At 64.6% G+C, this 20410-nt stretch carries 19 protein-coding genes; 12 read left to right on the top strand and 7 right to left on the bottom strand.

Annotated elements, in window-relative coordinates; all coding sequences use genetic code 11:
* Positions 1-45: 45 nt before the first annotated feature.
* From maiA to XI02_RS43390, 3 genes are read left to right on the top strand one after another with little or no spacing between them, the layout of a single operon-like run.
* Positions 46-678 carry a maleylacetoacetate isomerase gene (gene maiA / locus XI02_RS43400; protein ID WP_172646432.1) on the top strand — a complete coding sequence of 211 codons (633 nt, stop codon included), beginning with the start codon at positions 46-48 and terminating at the stop codon, positions 676-678.
* Positions 668-1180 carry a MarR family winged helix-turn-helix transcriptional regulator gene (locus XI02_RS43395; protein WP_026191972.1) on the top strand — a complete coding sequence of 171 codons (513 nt, stop codon included), beginning with the start codon at positions 668-670 and terminating at the stop codon, positions 1178-1180. Before maiA ends, XI02_RS43395 begins: the two co-directional genes overlap by 11 nt.
* On the top strand, positions 1180-2364 hold the full coding sequence (locus XI02_RS43390) for a 3-hydroxybenzoate 6-monooxygenase (protein ID WP_172646433.1): 1185 nt from the start codon (positions 1180-1182) through the stop codon (positions 2362-2364). Before XI02_RS43395 ends, XI02_RS43390 begins: the two co-directional genes overlap by 1 nt.
* 202 nt (positions 2365-2566) lie before the next feature.
* On the opposite strand, the gene XI02_RS43385 is transcribed toward XI02_RS43390, so the two are convergent.
* The 5 genes from XI02_RS43385 to XI02_RS43365 form a co-directional block, all read right to left on the bottom strand.
* Positions 2567-4177: a benzoate-CoA ligase family protein gene (locus XI02_RS43385; RefSeq protein WP_244980895.1), complete on the bottom strand. Its 1611-nt coding sequence runs from the start codon at positions 4175-4177 to the stop codon at positions 2567-2569.
* A complete protein-coding gene (locus XI02_RS43380; protein ID WP_172646434.1) occupies positions 4174-5304 on the bottom strand; it encodes an FAD-dependent monooxygenase in 1131 nt (376 codons plus the stop codon). Before XI02_RS43380 ends, XI02_RS43385 begins: the two co-directional genes overlap by 4 nt.
* 115 nt (positions 5305-5419) lie before the next feature.
* On the bottom strand, positions 5420-5632 hold the full coding sequence (locus XI02_RS43375; protein WP_194483341.1) for a hypothetical protein: 213 nt from the start codon (positions 5630-5632) through the stop codon (positions 5420-5422).
* Between the two features lie 109 nt (positions 5633-5741).
* Positions 5742-5963 (bottom strand): cysteine rich repeat-containing protein, encoded by a 222-nt coding sequence (locus XI02_RS43370; RefSeq protein ID WP_172646436.1) that lies wholly within the window; start codon positions 5961-5963, stop codon positions 5742-5744.
* 40 nt (positions 5964-6003) lie between these two features.
* Entirely contained in the window at positions 6004-6786 is a 783-nt protein-coding gene (locus XI02_RS43365; RefSeq protein WP_194483340.1) for a cysteine rich repeat-containing protein, read from the bottom strand.
* 249 nt (positions 6787-7035) lie between these two features.
* Here XI02_RS43365 and XI02_RS43360 point away from each other — a divergent pair, with 249 nt between their 5' ends.
* Both XI02_RS43360 and XI02_RS43355 read left to right on the top strand, forming a co-directional pair.
* Positions 7036-8193 (top strand): efflux RND transporter periplasmic adaptor subunit, encoded by a 1158-nt coding sequence (locus tag XI02_RS43360; RefSeq protein ID WP_172646437.1) that lies wholly within the window; start codon positions 7036-7038, stop codon positions 8191-8193.
* A 12-nt stretch (positions 8194-8205) separates the two neighbouring features.
* Positions 8206-11373 carry an efflux RND transporter permease subunit gene (locus tag XI02_RS43355; protein ID WP_172646438.1) on the top strand — a complete coding sequence of 1056 codons (3168 nt, stop codon included), beginning with the start codon at positions 8206-8208 and terminating at the stop codon, positions 11371-11373.
* Between the two features lie 368 nt (positions 11374-11741).
* On the opposite strand, the gene XI02_RS43350 is transcribed toward XI02_RS43355, so the two are convergent.
* A complete protein-coding gene (locus XI02_RS43350) occupies positions 11742-12743 on the bottom strand; it encodes an NADP-dependent oxidoreductase (RefSeq protein ID WP_172646439.1) in 1002 nt (333 codons plus the stop codon).
* Positions 12744-12983: 240 nt separating this feature from the next.
* Between XI02_RS43350 and XI02_RS43345 the strand changes: the two genes are divergently transcribed.
* From XI02_RS43345 to XI02_RS43325, 5 genes are all read left to right on the top strand, one after another.
* The gene (locus tag XI02_RS43345) at positions 12984-14273 is read left to right on the top strand and encodes a dicarboxylate/amino acid:cation symporter (RefSeq protein ID WP_026191970.1); all 1290 of its coding nucleotides are present in this window, start codon (positions 12984-12986) and stop codon (positions 14271-14273) included.
* A gap of 12 nt (positions 14274-14285) precedes the next feature.
* Positions 14286-15227, top strand: a complete 942-nt coding sequence (locus XI02_RS43340; RefSeq protein WP_172646440.1) for an amino acid ABC transporter substrate-binding protein — start codon at positions 14286-14288, stop codon at positions 15225-15227.
* Positions 15228-15499: 272 nt separating this feature from the next.
* Positions 15500-16306, top strand: a complete 807-nt coding sequence (locus tag XI02_RS43335) for a hypothetical protein (protein ID WP_244980896.1) — start codon at positions 15500-15502, stop codon at positions 16304-16306.
* Between the two features lie 128 nt (positions 16307-16434).
* Positions 16435-16791 carry a response regulator gene (locus XI02_RS43330; RefSeq protein ID WP_244980897.1) on the top strand — a complete coding sequence of 119 codons (357 nt, stop codon included), beginning with the start codon at positions 16435-16437 and terminating at the stop codon, positions 16789-16791.
* A 20-nt stretch (positions 16792-16811) separates the two neighbouring features.
* On the top strand, positions 16812-17012 hold the full coding sequence (locus tag XI02_RS43325; protein ID WP_016840598.1) for a hypothetical protein: 201 nt from the start codon (positions 16812-16814) through the stop codon (positions 17010-17012).
* A 58-nt stretch (positions 17013-17070) separates the two neighbouring features.
* Here the strand turns inward: XI02_RS43325 and XI02_RS43320 are convergent, their stop codons facing one another.
* Positions 17071-18006 carry a RimK family alpha-L-glutamate ligase gene (locus XI02_RS43320; protein ID WP_172646441.1) on the bottom strand — a complete coding sequence of 312 codons (936 nt, stop codon included), beginning with the start codon at positions 18004-18006 and terminating at the stop codon, positions 17071-17073.
* 297 nt (positions 18007-18303) lie between these two features.
* Here XI02_RS43320 and XI02_RS43315 point away from each other — a divergent pair, with 297 nt between their 5' ends.
* Positions 18304-19077: a ferredoxin--NADP reductase gene (locus tag XI02_RS43315; protein ID WP_016840601.1), complete on the top strand. Its 774-nt coding sequence runs from the start codon at positions 18304-18306 to the stop codon at positions 19075-19077.
* Positions 19078-19467: 390 nt separating this feature from the next.
* The gene (locus XI02_RS43310) at positions 19468-20337 is read left to right on the top strand and encodes a patatin-like phospholipase family protein (protein ID WP_172646442.1); all 870 of its coding nucleotides are present in this window, start codon (positions 19468-19470) and stop codon (positions 20335-20337) included.
* Positions 20338-20410: the final 73 nt, after the last annotated feature.

Below are 20410 nucleotides of genomic sequence, written 5' to 3'. Positions count from 1 at the left end.
CGCAAAGAAAACGCGTCAAACCAGAACAATGCAAGGGAGGTTCCGATGAAGCTGCATGGCTATTTCCGGAGCAGCGCGTCCTACCGGGTCCGGATCGCCCTCAACCTGAAGGGGCTCACGTCCGAGCATCTGCCGCATCATCTGCGCAAGGGCGAGCAGTGCGCGCCGGCCTATCTCGCGATCAATCCGCAGGGGCTGGTGCCGACCCTGGAGAGCGACGCCGGCGCGATCCTCACCCAGTCGCTCGCGATCATCGAATGGCTCGACGAGACCAATCCCAATCCGCCGCTGCTGCCGAACGATCCGCTGCGGCGCGCCAAGGTGCGGGCGTTCGCGCAGGCGATCGCCTGCGACACCCATCCGGTGCAGAATTTGAAGGTGCTGGCGCGGCTGCGTCAGCTCGGCCTTCCCGAAGCGCAGGTGACCGAATGGGCGGCCTGGGCCAATCGCGAGGGACTGTCGGCCTGCGAGACCCTGATCGCGGCGGAGTCCGGCCCGTTCTGCTTTGGAGACCAGCCGACGCTTGCCGATCTCTGCCTGGTGCCGCAGCTCGCCAATGCGCGGCGCTTCGGCGTCGACGTCTCGGCCTATCCGCGCCTGCTCAAGGCCGAGGCCGCGGCCAAACAGGTCAAGGCGTTCGCCGACGCCGCCCCGGACAAGCAGCCCGATGCCGAATAACAAGCCAACGCCCGTCACGATGGACGCGGTCTACACCGCGCCCGGCTACCTGTTCCGGCGGATGCAGCAGATCGCGGTCGCGCTGTTCATCGAGGAGTGCAAGGCATTCGACCTGACGCCGGTGCAATATGCCGCGCTGGTCACGATCTCGACCCATCCCGGCATCGACGCCACAAGGCTTTCGGCGGTGATCGCGTTCGATCGCTCCACGCTCGGCAACGTGATCGAGCGGCTGCAGGCCAAGGAGTTCATCGTGCGCAAGCCGGCGCCCGAGGACAAGCGTGTCAAGCTGCTCTATCTCACCAAGGCCGGCGCGGCGGTGCTGAGCGATATCATGCCCTCGGTCGACAAGGCACAGGCGCGGATGCTGCAGCCGCTGAAGCCGGCCGACCGCAAGACGTTGCTGGCGCTGTTGACCCAACTCGTCGACCTCAACAATGAGGCCTCGCGGGTGCCGCTGCGCGCCGAGGATGCGCTTGAGCATCTCGGGAGGTCGGGCTGATGGCGCAGACGAGACCGGTCCTGATCGCGGGCGGCGGCATCGGCGGTCTCGCCGTCGCGCTCGGCCTCGCGCAGAAGGGCATTCGCTCCATCCTGCTGGAGAAGGCCTCAGCGCTCGGTGAGATCGGCGCCGGCATCCAACTTGGGCCGAACGCGTTCCACGCCTTCGACTATCTCGGCGTCGGCGAGGCCGCGCGCAACATGGCGGTCTATATCGACCAGCTCCGGCTGATGGATGCGCTGACCGCCGATGAGATCACCCATATCGATCTCGGCGATGCCTTCCGCGCTCGGTTCGGCAATCCCTATGCCGTGGTGCATCGCGGCGATTTGCACGGCGTGTTCCTGCGCGCCTGCCAAAATCACGAGCTGATCGAACTGCGCGTGTCCAGCGAGGTGACAGGCTACGAGCAGGATGGCTCGTCCGTGACCGCAAAGCTCGCCGGTGGCGAGCGGATCACCGGCCGTCTTCTGATCGGCGCCGATGGCTTGTGGTCGAACATCCGCAAGCAGGTCACGGCCGATGGCCCGCCGCGCGTCTCCGGCCACACCACCTATCGCTCGGTGATTCCGACCGAGCAGATGCCGGAGGATCTGCGCTGGAACGCGGCCACGCTATGGGCCGGCCCGAAATGCCACATCGTGCATTACCCGTTGTCGGGCTGGAAGGTGTTCAACCTCGTCGTCACCTATCACAACAATGCGCCGGAGCCGGTCGCGGGCAAGCCGGTGTCCGAAGCCGAGGTGATGAAGGGTTTTACCCACGTCCATGAGCGGGCGCAGAACATCATCCGCCACGGCACCAACTGGAAGCTCTGGGTGCTGTGCGACCGCGATCCGAACGCGCAGTGGATCGACGGCCGCGTGGTGCTGCTCGGCGACGCCGCGCATCCGATGCTGCAATATTTCGCGCAGGGCGCCTGCCAGGCGATGGAGGACGCGGTCTGCCTGTCGCACATGCTGGCCAGTCACGATGATCAGGCTATGGCGCTTGAGGCCTACAGCGCGCAGCGCTTCCCGCGCACTGCCCGCGTGCAGCTGATGTCACGCGCGATCGGCGAACACGTCTACCATCCCTCGGGCGAGCACGCCCGCATCCGCAACGCGATCATGAGCGCGAAGTCGCAGGCCGAGTGGTGCGACGATATCGCCTGGCTGTATGGTGGGACGGGGCTGAAGGCGTAGCCGCCGGTGGCTAATGTAGACGAGCAATTGCCACATCTTCAGTCGTCGTCCTGGCGAAAGCCAGGACCCATAACCACAGATGTGTGTGGTGCGAAGGCTGGGGCCCCAGCTTACCTCAACAAGGACTATTCGTGGTTATGGGTCCTGGCTTTCGCCAGGACGACACCGAATTTTTGGCCGCCGCGCCCTACGAAACGCGCCCTCACATCCGCATCACCGCCTGCCGGTCGATCTTGCCGGTGCCGGTCTTCGGCAGCTCGTCGATGAATTTGACCTCGCGCGGATATTTGTACGGCAACAGCTTCGTCTTGACGTAATCCTGCAGCCGCCGCGTCGTTTCGGCCGTGTCGAAGCCGGCCTTGTTCATGACAACCACGGCGCGCAGCGTCATGCGCCGGTCGGGCAATTCGGCGGCGTAGACGGCGCATTCGCGGACGTCGGGGTGATCGGCGAGACAGAGCTCGACTTCCAGCGGATAGACCCACTGGCCGGAGATCTTGATCAGATCGTCGGCGCGGCCGCGGAAGAAGTGGAAGCCGTCGCTGTCGCGCATGAAGCGGTCGCCGGTGTAGATCCAGCCGTCCTCGCGCACGGTCTCGACGGTCTTGTCCGGCCGGTTCCAGTACAGTGGCGTCGCGGAATCGCCGCGCACCCACAAGATGCCTTCCTCATTGTCGCCGACCTCGCGGCCGTCGCTGTCGCGCAGCATGATCTCGTAGCCGGGCACGCGCAGGCCGGCGGCGCCGAGCTTCTTTCGTTCCGCGCGGTTGCTGAGATAGACGTGCAGCACTTCGGTCGAGCCGAGGCCTTCGATGATCTCGAGCCCGGTGAGCCGCTTCCAGCCGTTGAACACATCGGCCGACAGCACCTCGGCGGCCGAGACCGCCATTCGCAGCGACGAGAAATCGGTCTGCTCGGCGCCCTCGGCCTTGGTCAGCGAGATGTAGAGCGTCGGCAGGCCGAAGAACACGGTCGGGCGATATTGTCCGATCGCCGCGAAGATCGCAGCCGGCTTCGGCTGGCCCGGCAGCAGCAGCGTCGCGGCGCCGACCGAGAAGGGAAACGTGATCGAATTGCCGAAACCGTAGGCGAAGAAGATCTTCGGCACCGAGAAGCAGATGTCACCGGGCTCTAGGTTCAGCACATTGCGGGCAAAGGCGCGCTCGCTATAGGCCATGTCGTGCTGCAGATGCACGATGCCCTTGGGACGGCCGGTCGACCCGGACGAATACATCCAGAACGCCATCTCGTTGCGGTGGGTGTCGGGCGCGTCGAGCTCGATCGGAAATCCTTGCAGCCAGTCGCCGGCGTTGCGCGCCTCGGCGACGGCGTGATCGCCGGCGGCGCCGTTGACCACGACCAGCGTGCGCAGCGGCGTGTCCTTGCAGGCTTCCGCGTTGAAGCGCGCACAGAATTCCGCATCGGTGACGGCGACCTGCGCGCCGGCGTCGGACAGGTAGAATTGCAGCAGCTCGGGCGTGGTCAGCGTGTTGATCAAGAGCGGCACGAAGCCGGCACGCACCGCGCCGAAGAATGCCGCGGGATAGGCCGGGGTATCGTCGAGGAACAGCAGGATGCGGTCGCCGCGCTGCAGTCCAAGCGACCGGAAGGCGTGGCCCCAGCGTGCGGCCTCAGTGCAGAGCTCGCGATAGGTCCGCGTGCCGGCCGGGCCGGTCAGCGCCAGGCGCTCGGCATTCCCGTTGCCGAGATTGTCGAACAGGATGCAGCTCGCGTTGTAGCGCTCGGAGATCGTAAAGCCGATCTCGCGCGCACCGGGATTGTCCAGCGGAACCTGGTCGGCGATCCCGGTCATGATTGTCCCTTTGCGGCTGCGTAGCGGGCCATGAAGGCGGGCGACATCGCGCGCAGCCGCGCGTCATCGATCCGGCCGGAGCGGGTGATGTAGCTGTAGGCGAAATCCATCAGATCGAGCTTCATGTGCGCGGGGAAATGCTCGTACCAGTCGGCACTCGTCCGCGCCGCGGTGACGAGCTTCTTCACGATCGGCTTGCGCTCGCTCTCGTAGCGGGCAAGCGCGGTGGCGATGCCGCTCTCGGTCTCCAGCGCCTTGGTCAGTGCGATCGCATCCTCGATCGCAAGCCGCGTGCCCGAGCCGATCGAGAAATGCGCCGAATGCAGTGCGTCGCCGACCAGCACCATGTTGCCGTGCGACCAGCGCTCGTTCCAGATCCACGGGAAATTGCGCCACACCGATTTGTTCGAGATCAGCCGGTGGCCGTCCAGCGTCGCTGCGAACACGTCTTCGCAAATCGCCTGCGACTCCTCGATGCTCTTGTCGGCGAAGCCATAGGCCGCCCAGGTCGCCGCGTCGCATTCGACCAGGAAGGTGCTCATGTCCTTCGCATAGCGATAGTGATGGGCGTTGAAGCTGCCGCGCTCGGTCGCCACGAAGGTCTGCGACAGCGTCGCGAAGGTTTTCGTGGTGCCGTACCAGGCGAACTTGTTTGAGGACTGCGAGACCGACGCGCCGAAGGCGGACTCATAGCCGCGGCGGACCATCGAGTTCAGCCCGTCGGCGGCGACGATCAGGTCGTAACCTGCGAGCTGGTCGACCGACTGCACCACGGTGTCGAAGCGCGGCGTGACGCCTGTGCTGCGGACGCGCTCCTGCAGGATCGTCAGCAGCGCCAGCCGGCCGATCGAGGAGAACCCGACGCCGTCGATCTCGACGCTCTCGCCGCGCAGATTGAGGGTGATGTTCTTCCAGCTCTCCATAAGCGGGGCGATGGCGTCGACCGTCTCGCGGTCGTCGGCGCGCAGGAAGTCCAGCGCCTGCTCGGAGAACACCACGCCGAAGCCCCAGGTGGCGCCGGCGGCGTTCTGCTCGAACAGGTCGATCTCGGCGTCGGGATGACGCTTCTTCCAGAGATAGGCGAAATAGAGCCCGCCGGGCCCTCCGCCGATCACGGCGATCCGCAACGTCTGCCTCCCAGATTGACAGTGTACTTACAATTTGAGCCCAGACTAATCGCCCTCTGGCGGGAACGCCAGAGGGAAAATGCGCGCGGCGACTAGCCGCCTGGGGCTGAAAGTCTCAGTAGCAGCGGCGGACCTTGACCCCGTCGACCCACACCCAGCGGCAGCCGGCGGCGACGGGTTTGCGGGCGACGACCGCACCGTTGGGACCGGCGCAGCCGGCGCGATAGACGCCGCGCGCGCAAACGACCGCGTTGGCGTCGGAGGACTCAAAGATCATGGTCGCGGCAAAGGACAGCAGGGCTGCGGCGATCAGCACTATTGAACGCATGAAATTCCCTCTCCCGGGTGAGGTATGCTTGCCCTGTAGGTGACAACAAAGTGCTACGGTTCCGTGCCCCGGCGATCGCCGGGCACATGTCGTCTCACCGCCTGCGCGGCTATTTCTTTTCCGCTTCCGCCAGCACCTTCTTGCAGGCGGGCGCCAGCTTGTCGCTCTGCTTGGCGAGACAGGCGATGATGCGGCCGCCGCCGGGCGTCACGCTTTTGCAAAACTTCTCGTAATCACCCATGCAGGCGTCGCGTTGCGCTGATGTCAGCTCCTGGGCGTAGGCGGCGGTTGCGCCGCAGAGCAGCGCGGTGGTCAGGATAATGCGCAGCATTGTTCGCTCCCCTTTTCCGGTCGATCGCGTGACGACAGGATTACCGCGCCGCGAACGGCGCCAGCACGTCGCGGCACGCCGGCGACAGCGAGCCGGCATTGGTCGCGAGGCACTGCACGATCCGCCCGCCGCCCGGCTGGACGCCGCCACAGATCGAGCGGACGTCGGCGCCGCAGGCCGAGCGCAGCACGAGCAACTCTTCGCGCGGCCGCAGTGGCCGCAACGCGATCACGGCCGGCGCCGCGGCTGGCGCTGCCGTCGTCGCTGCAGCGCCCGCGGCCGGCGCGGCGGCACCGCCACCGGCGGCGGCCACGGCCTTCTCGCAGGCCAGCGAAAGCTTGCCCTTGTTCTTTTCGAGGCACTGCAGCGCCGGCGCGCCGCCGGTCGGCACGCCCGCGCAAACCTTGGGATAATCGGAGCGGCATGCGCTGCGGACCGCGGAGATCTGCGCGTTGGACGGCGTCCCGGCCGCCCTCGGTGCGGCGGCTTCGGTGGCAGGCTTGGCCGTTGCCGCCGGAGCAGCTTCGGTCTTGGCCGCCGCGGGCGCAGAGTCTGCCTTCGGTGCGGCGGCGGGCGCTTCGACGGCCTTCACCGCGCTGGCGCAGCCCGGCCCGAGGCTCGCCATGTTCTTCTGCAGACATTGCAGCGAGGCTTCGCCGCCCGGCGGTACGCTGGAGCAGTGGGCGATGTAGTCGTTGCGACATTGCGACTTGATGGCGTCGCGCTGCGTCGGCGCCTGCGACAAGACCGGTGCGGTGCTCATGAATGCCGCAAGCGCAAGACATGCGGACAGCTTCGTTGCTCGTGTCAACGCATTGATCATCTGAATAAATCCTCTGGTCGCGCCGGATGCGTCCGGCTCAACTGAACTGAGTTCTGAAAAGTCTTTGTTGTAACAACCTCGGCGCGCGACATCATTTTCGCTTTCGAGTTCCGCCGCAAGCGGATTGTTGCTATGGATGAAGCAGGCGGATTTTTTGCCCGTCACGAGATCTTTGAATTTGGTCATTTGAATCGAGGCTCGGAAATGAGGCATGCGCGCGCGTCGGCACATTTCGGTCGGAGCAGTTTTGTGCGGCTGCGAAATGCACCGCTTGCGCGCATCGCGTTCGTCGTATCGGCCTTCGTCAGTTTAAGTGCCTGCGAGCAAAACAGTTTTGTTGCACCGCCGCCGCCCAAGGTCGAGGTTGCGCCGCCGGTGCAGCGCGCGATCACACGTTATCTGGACGCCACCGGAAACACCGCGCCGATCCAGACCGTCGATCTGGTCGCGCGCGTGCAGGGCTTTCTGCAGGCGATCAACTATCAGGACGGCTCTTTCGTGAAGGAGGGGACCACGCTGTTCACGATCGAGCCGGAGACCTACAAGCTGAAGCTGGAACAGGCGCAGGCCGCAGAGGTCGGCGCGCAGGCGACGCTGAAGCAGGCCGAGCTCGACTTCAAGCGGCAGACCGATCTGGTGCAGCGGCAGGCGGTCTCGCAGGCGACCCTTGATACCTCGACCTCCACCCGGGACAACGCCCAGGCCAGCCTGCAGCAGGCCCAGGTCAACACCAGGATCGCCGCGGTCAACTACGGCTACACCAACGTCGCCGCGCCGTTCGACGGCATCGTCAGCAACCACCTTGTGTCGGTCGGCGAGCTGGTCGGCGTGGCATCGCCGACCCAGCTTGCCACCATCGTGCAGCTCGATCCGATCTATGTGAATTTCAACGTCAACGAACAGGACGTGCAGCGGGTGCGGGATGAAGCGCGCCGTCGTGGTCTGACGGTCAACGAACTCAGGCAGTTGCCGGTCGAGGTCGGCCTGCAGACCGAGACCGGCTATCCGCACAAGGGCAAGCTCGATTACATCTCGCCGACCCTCAACCAGTCGACCGGCACGCTCGCGGTCCGCGGCGTGTTCCCAAATCCGGACCGGACCTTGCTGCCCGGCTTCTATGTCCGCGTTCGCGTGCCGTTCGAAAAGCAGGACGACGCGCTGCTGGTGCCCGACGTCGCGATCGGCAGCGACCAGGCCGGCCGCTACGTGCTGGTCGTCAATGCCGAGAATGTGGTCGAGCAGCGCAAGGTGACAACCGGCCCGCTCGATGAGGGGCTGCGCGTCATCGAAAGCGGCCTCAAGCCGGACGACCGCATCGTGACCGCCGGATTGCTGCGCGCGATCCCCGGGCAGAAGGTCGATCCGCAGGTGCAGAAGGCCGACGCGGCGCCGACAGCCGCCAAATAGGACGCACGCGCCATGATCTCGAAATTCTTCATCGAGCGCCCGGTCCTTTCCAACGTCATCGCGATCCTGATGATCCTGATCGGCGGCGTGGCGCTGTACAATCTTGCAGTCGCGCAATATCCCGACGTGGTGCCGCCGACGGTGCAGGTGACGACGCGCTATCCCGGCGCCTCGGCCAAGACGGTGGTCGATACCGTGGCGCTGCCGATCGAGCAGCAGGTCAACGGCGTCGAGGACATGCTGTACATGCAGTCCTACAGCGGCGCCGACGGCACCTATACGCTCACGGTGACCTTCAAGATCGGCACCGATCTCAATTTCGCGCAGGTGCTGGTGCAGAACCGTGTCTCCAGCGCGCTGTCGCAGCTGCCGACCTCGGTGCAGAACCAGGGCGTCACGGTCCAGAAGCGGTCGACCTCGATCCTGCTGTTCGTGACGCTGACCTCGCCGAACGAGACCTATGACAGCCTGTTCCTGTCGAACTACGCCACCATCAACATCCGGGACGAGCTGTCGCGCCTTCCGGGCGTCGGCAACGTCACGGTGTTCGGCGCCGGGCAGTATTCGATGCGGGTCTGGCTCGATCCGAACAAGCTGCAGGTGCGCGGGCTGGTGCCGCAGGACGTCATCCAGGCGATCCAGCAGCAGAGCCAGCAGGTCACCGCCGGCCAGGTCGGCGCGCCGCCGACGCCGGCGGGCCAGGCGTTCCAGTACACGCTGAACGTCAACGGCCGGCTCGACGACAAGAGCCAGTTCGAGGACATCATCGTGAAGACAGGCAATGTCGGCGACGTCACCCGGGTGCGCGACGTCGGCTGGGTCGAACTCGGCGCGCAGACCTACAGCCAGATCTTCTCGCTGAACCAGAAGCCCGCGACCGGCATCGGCGTGTTCCAGTCGCCGGGCGCCAATGCCTTGCAGGTCGAGAAGGCCGTCGAGAAGAAGATGGCGGAGCTCGCCAAGCAGTTCCCGCAGGACATCAAATACGACACGCCGTTCGACACCACCAAATTCGTCAACGCCTCGATCGAGGAGGTCTACAAGACCCTGTTCGAGGCCGGCCTCCTGGTGCTGGTCGTGATCCTGGTTTTCCTGCAGGACTGGCGGGCGATGCTGGTGCCGGCAACCACCGTGCCGGTCACGATCATCGGCGCGTTCGCGGCCATGGCCGCGCTCGGCTTCACCATCAACCTGTCGACGCTGTTTGCGATCGTGCTGGCGATCGGCATCGTGGTCGACGACGCCATCGTCGTGGTCGAGGGCGCGGCGCACAATATCGAGCGCGGCATGTCGGGCCACGACGCCGCGATCAAGGCGATGGACGAGTTGTTCGCGCCGATCGTCGGCATCACGCTGGTCTTGATCTCGGTGTTTTTGCCGGCGGCGTTCCTGCCCGGGCTGACCGGACGGATGTACGCGCAATTCGCGCTGGTGATCGCCGCCACCGCGCTGCTCAGCGCCGTCAATGCCGCGACGCTGAAGCCGACACAATGCGCGCTATGGCTGCGTCCCCCCGCTCCGCCCGAGCAGCGCAACTTCTTCTATCGCGGCTTCAACGCGGTCTATGACCGGCTGGAGCGCGGCTACACCCGGCTGGTCAGCGGCATCGCCGGGCATGCCAAGACCTCGGTCGCCGTTGCGCTCGTCATCATCGGGCTTGCCGGCTACGGCCTGTCGCGGGTGCCGACCGGATTCATTCCGATCGAGGACCAGGGTTATCTGCTCGCCGCGGTGCAATTGCCCGACGGCGCGGCCCTCGACCGCACCCAGCACGTGCTCGACGAGGTCACCAGGATCGCCGGCAAGACCCCCGGCGTCGACCAGGTGGTCAGCATCGCCGGCATCTCGGCGCTCGACAACTCCTCGAGCCTCGCCAATGCCGGCGTCGCCTATCTGATCCTGAAGGACTGGGGCGCGCGCGGGCCGGGCGAGGACCTGCGTTCGCTGGTCTATGGGCTCAACGACAAGCTCGCGGTGATCCCGGAGGCGCGCATCCTGGTGATCCCGCCGCCGCCGATCCAGGGCATCGGCAACGCCGCCGGCTTTGCCATGCAGGTCGAGCTGCGCGACGGCAATGCCGATTACGGCAAGCTGCAGGCGGTCACCGGCGCGATCGTGGCCAATGCGCAGACCCAGAGCGCGCTGCAGCGGGTCCAGTCGTCGTTCCGCTCGATGGTGCCGCAGTTCGACGTCGACGTCGATCGCATCAAGACGCAGACCCTGCACGTCACCCCCGACCAGATCTTCGCGGCGCTGTCGACCTATCTCGGCGCCAGCTACGTCAACCAGTTCACCAAGTTCGGCCGCACCTTCCAGGTCTATACCCAGGCCGACGCACAGTACCGCCTGAGCCTGCGCGACATCGAGAACATGATGGTGCGCAACAGCAACGGCGACATGATCCCGCTCGGCACGGTCGCCAGGATCACGCCCTCGATCGGACCGTCGCTGATCAGCCTTTACAACCTCTATCCGTCCGCCTCCATCATCGGGCTGCCGGCGCAGGGTTACTCGTCCGGCCAGTCGATGGCGTTGATGGAAGAGATCGCGGCAAAGACGCTGCCGCCCGGCTCGGGCTTCGAGTGGACGGCGATGTCGTACCAGGAGAAGGAGGTCGGCAGCCAGATCTACTATGTGTTCGCGCTGGCGCTGCTCCTGGTCTATCTCGTGCTCGCCGGACAATATGAGAGCTGGTACGCGCCGATCTCGGTGATCCTGGCCGTGCCGCTGTCGCTGCTCGGCCCGACGCTGGTGTTGCTGAGCCTGAATATCGAGAACAACCTCTACACCCAGATCGGCACCATCCTGCTGATCGCGCTGTCGGCCAAGAACGCGATCCTGATCGTCGAGGTTGCGCTGGAGCGTCATCTGCGCGACGGACGGTCGGTGCTGGATTCGGCCATCGACGCGGCGCGCGCGCGATTCCGGCCGATCCTGATGACGTCGTTTGCCTTCATCCTCGGCGTGCTGCCGCTGGTGATCGCGACCGGCGCCGGCGCCAACGCCCGCAAGTCGATCGGCATCACCGTGTTCTCCGGCATGATCGCCTCGACCTGCCTCGCCGTGCTGTTCGTGCCGGCGTTCTTCGTCGTGGTGCAGGGTTTCGAGAACTGGCGCAAGGCGAAAAAGGGCAAGACGGCGCCGCAAGCTGCACCGCAGGCGTCGGGCACGGCGCATTAAGTTTGGTGCCGAGTGCATTCAGATCTCTCCCCGTCACCCTGAGAGAATGTGAATGTATTCACCGTCGTCCTGGCGAAAGCCAGGACCCATTTACCCCAACCGCTTGTTGTTGTGTGACGCCGGGGCCACTATCGCACTCTCAATCGAATTCGGTGGTTATGGGTCCTGGCTTTCGCCAGGACGACGACGTTGGGAAGCCACTCGCTACAACTCTTACACCGTCACCCTGAGGAGGCCGCGAAGCGGCCGTCTCGAAGGGTCGACGGCCACCAGCCGGGCTGTGCATCCTTCGAGACGCGCTACGCGCTCCTCCAGCGACAAAGGCGAAGCCTTTGCGCGGGGATGACGGGTTCGGAGATGTTCCCCAGCTACACCTTCACCATGCGCTTGCCGCGGTTTTCGCCGGCGAGCAGGCCGATCAGCGCCTGCGGCGTGTTCTCGATGCCGTCGATGACGTCCTCCTGCACCTTGAGCTTGCCCGAGGCGACCCAGGACTGCAGGTCGGCGAGTGCGGCGTCGCGTTGGTCCATGTAATCCATCACGATGAAGCCCTGCATGATCAGCCGCTTCACCACGATCAGGCCGGGCACGCCGCGCGGGCCGTGCGCGGAGGGGACGCCGTCATATTGCGAGATCGCGCCGCAGCAGGCGATCCGGCCGCGATTGTTCATCTGCGCCAGGCAGGCTTCCAGAATGTCGCCGCCGACATTGTCGAAATAGACGTCGATGCCCTTGGGCGCCGCCGCGCGCAGCGCCTTGTAGGTGGCGCCGTCCTTGTAGTCGACCGCGGCGTCGAAGCCGAGCTCGCTGGTCAGCCAATGGCACTTGTCCTTGCCGCCGGCGATGCCGACGACGCGGCAGCCCTTGATCCCAGCGATCTGGCCGACGATCGAGCCGACCGAGCCCGCGGCCGCCGACACCACCACGGTCTCGCCTTCCCTGGGCTTGCCGACATGGAGCAGGCCGAAATAGGCGGTCAGGCCGGCAACGCCGTAGACGCTGAGCAGATGCGTCATCGGCTGGAGCTTCGGCATCTTCGCCAGGTGCTTGGCGGGCACGGCGGCATAATCCTGCCAGCCGGTGTCGCCGAACACGATATCGCCGGGCTTCAGGCCGGGATCCTTCGACGAGATCACCTCGGCGATGCTGCCGCCGGCCATCACGGTGTTGGCTTCCACCGCAGCGCGGTAAGTGGCGCCGTGCATCCAGGCGCGGTTGGCGGCATCGAGCGAGATGTAGCGCGTCCGCACCAGCGCCTCGCCGTCCTTCGGCGTGGGGATCGTCCCCTTGGTCAGACGAAAATGTTCGGGGCCAAGCTTGCCGGTCGGCTTTTCGACAAGCAGGATCTGGCGATTGACGGTGTCGTTCATTGCAATGTCTCCCCCTTTTGCCTTCCCTTTGCCTTCCCTTGGCGTTGGTTGTTTCGCATGCAATTGACTGCGACGCGCGCAGCGCCTTGCACAGATTGTGCGCTGCATGAACGCTAATCCGCGCGCTGACATTCCACAACGGGAACGTTTCGGCAAAGTCGCGCTGGACGCGAAGCGTGTTGCGTAGCTGCGTAAATCTGCCACACTTGCCCTTCGCCGGGAACTTACGGGGGTAAGAGAATGTCCAGCAGGTTTACGCAGTATATCCTGATTGCGATGGTCCTTGGCATCGCGATGGGGACGATTGTCTTCAACTACTTTCCTGACAGCCGTGCCGAGATCGCAGCAGACGTCAACCTGATCGCGATGCTGTTCCTGCGCCTGATCAAGATGATCATCGCGCCGCTGGTTTTCGCGACCCTTGTCGGCGGCATCGCCCATATGGGAAGCGGCGCCAAGCTCGGGCGCATCTTCGCCAAGACCATGGGCTGGTTCGTCTCCGCCTCCTTCGTCTCGCTGCTGCTCGGCCTCGTGATGGTCAATCTGCTGCAGCCCGGCGCCAACTTCCCCGGCACGCTGCCCGACAAGGCGCAGTCGACCGGCCTGCCGGTGTCGGCGTTCTCGATCGAGAAATTCCTCACCCATCTGATCCCGACCTCGATCGCGGATGCGATGGCGCAGAACGAGATTCTGCAGATCGTCGTGTTCGCGGTGTTCTTCGCGGTTGCACTCGGCGCGATGCCTGAACGGGCCAAGCCGATCATGAGCCTGATCGACGACCTCGCGCACATCATGCTCAAGGTCACCGGCTACGTGATGTTGTTCGCCCCGCTCGCGGTGTGGGCCGCGATCATGGCGACCGTCTCGAAGAACGGCCTCGGCGTGCTCTGGAAGCTCATCGTCTTCATGGGCGGCTTCTATCTCTCGCTCCTGATCCTGTGGGGCATCCTGGTCGTCGTCGGGTTCATCGTGATCGGGCCGCGCTACAGCCATCTCTTGCGGCTGATCCGCGAGCCGCTGATGATCGCGTTCTCGACCGCCTCGTCGGAGGCGGCCTATCCGAAGACGCTGGAGGGGCTGAACAGGTTCGGCGCTTCCTCGCGCATCTCGGCCTTCGTGCTGCCGCTCGGCTATTCCTTCAACCTCGACGGCACGATGATGTACTGCACCTTCGCGAGCATCTTCATCGCGCAGACCTACCACATCGAGATGTCGATCGGCACGCAGCTCGCGATGCTGGCGACGCTGATGATCACCTCGAAGGGCGTCGCCGGCGTGCCGCGCGCCTCGCTGGTGGTGATCGCCTCGACGCTGGCGCAGTTCAACATCCCCGAGGCGGGCCTGCTGATGATCATGGGCATCGACACCTTCCTCGACATGGGCCGCAGCGCCACCAACGTGATCGGCAACTCGCTGGCGACCGCCGTGGTCGCGAAGTGGGAGGGCGAGCTGAAGGCCGAGCACGAGCTCGGGCCCGACGACGCGGTGCCGCAGGATGCGGTGCCCGGCGCCGTGATGGCCGGCCATTGAGGGGAGGGATGCATGCATCGCGCCCGCTGGAGGCCGATACGGGCTGAGGCGCCTCTGCTGTCAGCGTGTCTGCTGGCGGCAAGCCTGCTCGCCGCACCGGCCTCCGCGCAGCCGGCGGGCGAGGGGCTCAGCCCGACGCTCGCCAACATCAAGGCCACGCACACGGTGCGGATCGGCTATCGCGAAAGTTCGCCGCCGTTCTCGTTCCTCGACCACTCCAACCGGCCGATCGGCTACAGCCTCGAGCTGTGCGATGCGATCGTCGAGGAGATCGGGACCGAGGTCGACGACGCCAATCTCAAGGTCGACTACGTCAAGGTCACTTCCGACGACCGCATTCCGGCGGTCGTCGACAAGAAGATCGACCTCGAATGCGGATCGACTACGGCGAATGCCGAGCGCGGCAAGCTGGTCGCGTTCTCGCCGCTGATGTTCGTGGCCGGCACCAAGCTGATGGTGCCGAAAGCCTCGGGGGTCACCCAGGTCGCCGACCTCAAGGGCAAGACGGTGGTGGTGACCAAGGGCACCACCAACGAGCAGGCGATGCACAATGTCGACGCCAAGCAAAAGCTCGGCCTCAACATCGTCACGGCGCCCGACCACGAGCAGTCCTACCAGATGCTTGTGGACGGCAAGGCGGATGCGTTCGCGACCGACGACATCCTGCTCTACGGCCTGATCGCGCGGCACAAGTCGCAGGACAAATTCCGCGTCACCGGCGACTACCTGTCCTACGACCCCTACGGCATCATGTACCGCAAGGGCGAGCCGCAGATGAAGGACGTGGTCGAGCGCGCGTTCCGCAGGCTCGCCTCGAATCGCGACATCGTCCCGCTCTACAACAAATGGTTCGTCGCCCGGCTGCCGACCGGCGAGAAGCTCAACGTCGCGCTGTCGCCGCAGCTCGAAGAGGCCTTCAAGGCGCTCGACGATTCACCGGGCGGGTCGAACTAGAGCGTTTTCGAGCGAAGTGGGCACCGGTTCGCGTGAGGAAAACGCGTCAAGACAAGAATCTAGAGCTTCGGTTCTGATTCAATCAGAACCGAAAATGCTCTAGCCGCGAATTTCGACCTCTCCCCTCGCGGGAGAGGTCTGAATCCCGGCGCGGCATCGTTCACCGCCAATAGCGCCGCGACAAATCCAGGCACTGCCGGACCCAGTATCCGTTCACATGGATCAGCTGGCATGTGCTCGGAGGCGGCTCCTTGATGATCGGGTAGCCGTGGATGTCGATATTCGTCGGGGCCGTGACGCCGCGCCAAAACACCGCATTGGCGGCCGGAGGATTGAAGGCGGCGGCGAACGCCGCCAGTGCGACGAAGCTCAAAAGAAGTTTGCGCATAATCTGTTTCCGGATCAATCAATGCACGGAAGCGTACTCCCTTGCGCAGGATGAGCAAGGCGCCGAATCGATCAAAATGACGGCCAGAGCTTCCGTGCCGGCCGCACCATGGTCCCCCGCGTCAGCCGCCGCGGACCGCTATGCATGCGAGGGCAACGATGCCGACCGCCGCCAGAACAACCATGACCTGGAAAATCGCGCGCCCAAGAATCGCTCCAATCGCTCCCATCAAAGCTCCGTCGATCCGGCGGGATCTTCCTTCGAGTGTCCACGCGCCGCGATCTCTGGAGCATCATCGGCAGGCAAGATTCGGCTGTTGAAGTCGGCGAACTCGTCGCTTCACCAGCTAATGTCGTTCGGCGACAAGTCGATCGACCTGTTGCTTCAGCTCTGCTTCCATTTCGGAAATGACGTCGTGCGGCAGACGAGCGCGAAGCGGATCGGTCGTCTCGTGCCGCATCCTGGGCTGCTTGGCGAGCGCGGGTCGTTCAAGCGCCTGATCCTCGATCGATCGTCGAGAGGACGCATAGCCTGTCGCGCCAGCCGTCACGTCAGCGCCGTAGGGCTCGCAAGAATCCTGATCCGACTGCACAGCGTTCTTCATGAGCTCTGCCTCCTGGCACTATCTCGCAAGAATTCCCTTGCTCAGGCTCGAACCGTTCGGCTCGTCCGGCTTGTCGCCCATCAATGACGCTGAAACCTCCAAAGTTGTTCCGCTTGGAACTTGCAAAGGTTCGCCGGAGCAGTCCCTCATGAAGCGGGAACCAGAACCATAAACATCCTCATTCGTTAACTCTGGTTGATCGTTCGGAGGTCGCCATGGCTTACGCGAGACCAGTTCGTCAAATAGCAATTGTGGTCGAAGACGACACGATCCAGCGCGACATGATTGCGCTGTTGTTGCAGGAAGGCCATTTCGACGTCATCCAGTGCGAGGACGCCGAGACGGCAGCGCTGGCCATCAAGATGCGTCACCCGTCGCTGGTGGTTACCGATATCAAGCTCACGGGCAAAATGGATGGCGTCGAGCTTGCACGTTTGGCCGTCGATTGCGATCCGGGTGTGCGCGTTATGGTCATCTCGGGTCGGCCCCCGGACAGCGCGCTGCCCGAGGGCGTCAAGTTTTTCGAGAAGCCGGTTTATCCACCCATGCTGCTGCGAGAGCTGGCGTCGTAATTCTCGCCGACGGGTGGCCCATGCAAGACGATCCTGAAATCGATTGGCACCGGGAGCAGATTGCGAAGAACCGGGAGCTGATCGCGGAATTGCAATCCGGAAATACGGCGGGGGCTGACGTGTTTCCAGAGACGCAAGCCGAGATCGACCGTCTCACCGCACAGATCGAGCAATCGGAACTGATCGTCGCCGCCTATGAAAAGGAGCACCCGCAAGCCTGATCGGGCGTTCACAGTGCAGGATAGCGCCGTCGAGCCCGCGTCATCGGGCGGGGAGACGCTACGCGAACACTTCGTCCAGCGCCGCCGAATAGGCCGCCTCGACCAGCGCCGGATGCCGGCGCCCCAGCGCTTCCATCTTCACCCCGGAATTCACCTCGAGGATTTTCCACACGCCCTCCGTGCGCACGACGTCGATCGAGGCGAAGCGGATGCCGACGGCTTGCGCGGCCCTGATCGCGAGCGCGACGCAGGCCCCGCGCGTCGCGTCATCGGCGAGCAGCACGGGCTCCGCGCCGGCATCGAGGTTGTGCCGCCAGTTGAGCAGAAGTCGTTCGCCGGCGGGCGGAACGGCGTCGAGTGCGGCGGCATCGAAATCCTCGGTGATGGTCTTGAGTTGCTCGGCCGTCGCGTTCGCCTGCGCCAGCGCGCGCAGCGACTGGATGCCGTCGCCAACCACCGACGGGCGCGTCTTGCCGTAGACGATCAGCGCGCGCGCATCGAGCAGCACCACGCGCACCTCGTCTGCGATCTCGACGTAGGGCGAGATGGCAAGACTTGGATGCGCGGCAAGGATGCGCGCAACCGCCGTCTCCAGCTGCGCCCGCGTCGTGACGCGGAAGACAAGCTCGCCGGAGGTCCCCTCATTGGGCTTGACGACCAGCCCCTGCGGATGCTGTTCGAGGAGACGCTGCATCGCGTCCAGCGAGTCCGATCCCGGAATGTGCTTGCTGAACTTCGCGCCCAGAAACAGCGTGTGCGGAATGGCGGGAACGCCGGCCAATGCCAGCACGTCCGCGCAGGCCGATTTGTCATTGGCGACCTGATGCGCGACCGCGCTGTTCAGCCCGACGTCATAGCCGATCGCGAGCCGCCGCGCGTTGCCCTTGGTCATGGTGACCAGCCAGCCGCCGGACCGCACCTCGACGGCAATCGCGTGCGCCAAACAATATTTTTTGATGGTTTCCAGGAAGATTCGCTGGCTGATCAGGACCACGAGATCATTTTCCCTTCACCGCGGTTTTCGTAGCAATTAATTGCCAGATCGATGCCGATCCCAGCAAGTAAATTACGTGCAGCACCACGTGTTAACGATGACGCGGTTGAACCTCTGCGCGAAATCGAACGACTGCCATTCTGAGATCGCATTTGCACGCCAGTTGATCTTGACTATCTCCTGCATTGGCGCAATGGACACGCGAGATCTTCAGTGATTTCGGCCACTTCCGCGCCGTCGCGAGCCGTCTAGAAATCAAACTATTCTAATTCTGGTCAGTCGAGAAAACGAAAACCCATGAGCGCGTTCTATCGAGAGAAAGTTCTTTCCGTTCAGCATTGGACCGATACGCTTTTCAGCTTCCGGGCGACCCGCGATTCCGGTTTCCGCTTCCAGAACGGGCAGTTTGCCATGATCGGCCTCGAGGTCGACGGAAGGCCGCTGCTGCGCGCCTATTCGATGGCGAGCGCCAATCACGAGGAAGAGCTCGAGTTCTTCTCGATCAAGGTGCAGGACGGCCCGCTCACCTCCAAGCTGCAGAGGATCCGCGAGGGCGACACCATCCTGGTCGGCCGCAAGGCGACCGGCACGCTGATCACCGACAACCTGATTCCCGGCAAGCGGCTGATGCTGCTGTCGACCGGCACCGGCCTCGCGCCGTTCGCCAGCTTGATCAAGGACCCCGAGGTCTATGATCGCTACGAGCAGATCCTGCTGGTGCATGGCTGCCGCCAGGTCTCCGAGCTCGCCTATGGCGAGGAGCTGGTCGCCAAGCTGCGCGACGACGAGCTGTTCGGGCCGCTGCTGTCCGAGAAGCTCTCCTACTACCCGACCGTGACGCGCGAGCCGTTCCGCAACCGCGGCCGCATCACCGATCTGATCACCTCCAACCAGCTGTTCACCGATCTGCATCAGGGTCCGCTCGATATCGAGACCGACCGCATCATGATGTGCGGCAGCCCGGCGATGCTGGAAGAGCTGAAGCAGCTGTTCGAGACGCGCGGCTTCAAGGAAGGCAGCGGCAACACCCCCGGTCACTTCGTGATCGAGAAGGCGTTCGTCGAGCGCTAAGGCCGCCGAGCGTTAAGATTGTCGTCCTGGCGAAAGCCAGGACCCATTACCACCGCTCCCTGTTTTGCGAAGGCTGGGGCCCCATCGGGCTCCAGCCTTTTGCATTTGGAAGGTACAGCGGCGAACTCGGTCCGCCTCTCCCGCTTGCGGGGGAGGCCGTATCGCATCGAAGATGCGATACGGGTGGGGGCTTTCTCCACGCAATGAACAGCCTCGTTGCGGCGATACCCCCACCCCAGCCCTCCCCCGCAAGCGGGAGAGGGAGCGCAGCTTGCCTGCGGTCACCACTCGGCAAAACATCGGACCGTGGCACTACTCATTCCCCCATTGCTATAAATCCCCCAACGCCGCGCGGCCGTTGCCCGAACGCGGCGATCTGGGAGCAGCACCTTGGCCATCACCGATCCGGATGCACCGAAGACCGCCTTTGTGTTCGCCGGCGGTGGCAGCTTTGGCGCGATCCAGGTCGGCATGCTGCAGGCGCTGGCCGCGCATGGCGTGGTCGCCGACATGGTGGTCGGCTCCAGCGTCGGCGCACTGAACGGCGCGTTCTATGCCGGCGACCCGACGGTCTCGGGCGTGGCGCGGCTGGCCGAGATCTGGCGCGGCCTCGACCGGCAGGACGTGTTTCCGGTAACCTGGCGGACGCTGGTGAGCTTCCTGTGGCGGCGCGACTTCCTGATCCCGCATGACGGCGTCCGCAAGCTGATCGACGACTACATTCCGTTCCGCAATCTCGAGGACGCGCGGATCCCGATCCACATCGTCACCACAGACATCATCAGCGGCGACAGCGTGGTGCTGTCGGAAGGTTCGGCCGCGGAGGCGATCGTCGCATCGACCGCGATTCCCGGTGCGTTCACGCCGGTGCACTACCGCGATCATTTCCTGGCCGATGGCGCGATCTCCAGCAACACGCCGGTCCGCGTCGCGCTCAGGCACGGCGCCAAGCGCCTGATCGTGCTGCCGACCGGGCATGCCTGCGCCAACCAGGCGCCGCCGGTCGGCGCGCTCGCCAATGCCCTGCACGCGCTGACGCTCCTGATCGCGCGGCAGCTCGTCAACGAGCTCGAGAACATCGCGCCCGATGTCGAGTATTTCGTGGTGCCGCCGCTCTGCCCGCTGGTCGGCTCGCCCTACGATTTCTCGCGGACCGCAGATCACATCACCCGGGCGCTGGACACCACCAACGCCTGGCTTGACGGCGACGGTCTGAAGCCCGGGCACATCCCGCACGAACTGCAGCCGCACGAGCATTGATGCGGACGGTGCTCTCTCCTCATCTCCCCCGCAAGCGCACTCACATGCGCGGCACCGCGTGGTGTGACGCCTT

It is taken from the genome of Bradyrhizobium sp. CCBAU 21365, from assembly GCF_015291305.1.
In the GTDB taxonomy this organism is placed as follows: domain Bacteria; phylum Pseudomonadota; class Alphaproteobacteria; order Rhizobiales; family Xanthobacteraceae; genus Bradyrhizobium; species Bradyrhizobium elkanii.
Note: the sequence above shows the minus strand (reverse complement) of the source record. Positions and strands in the feature narration are given on the sequence as shown.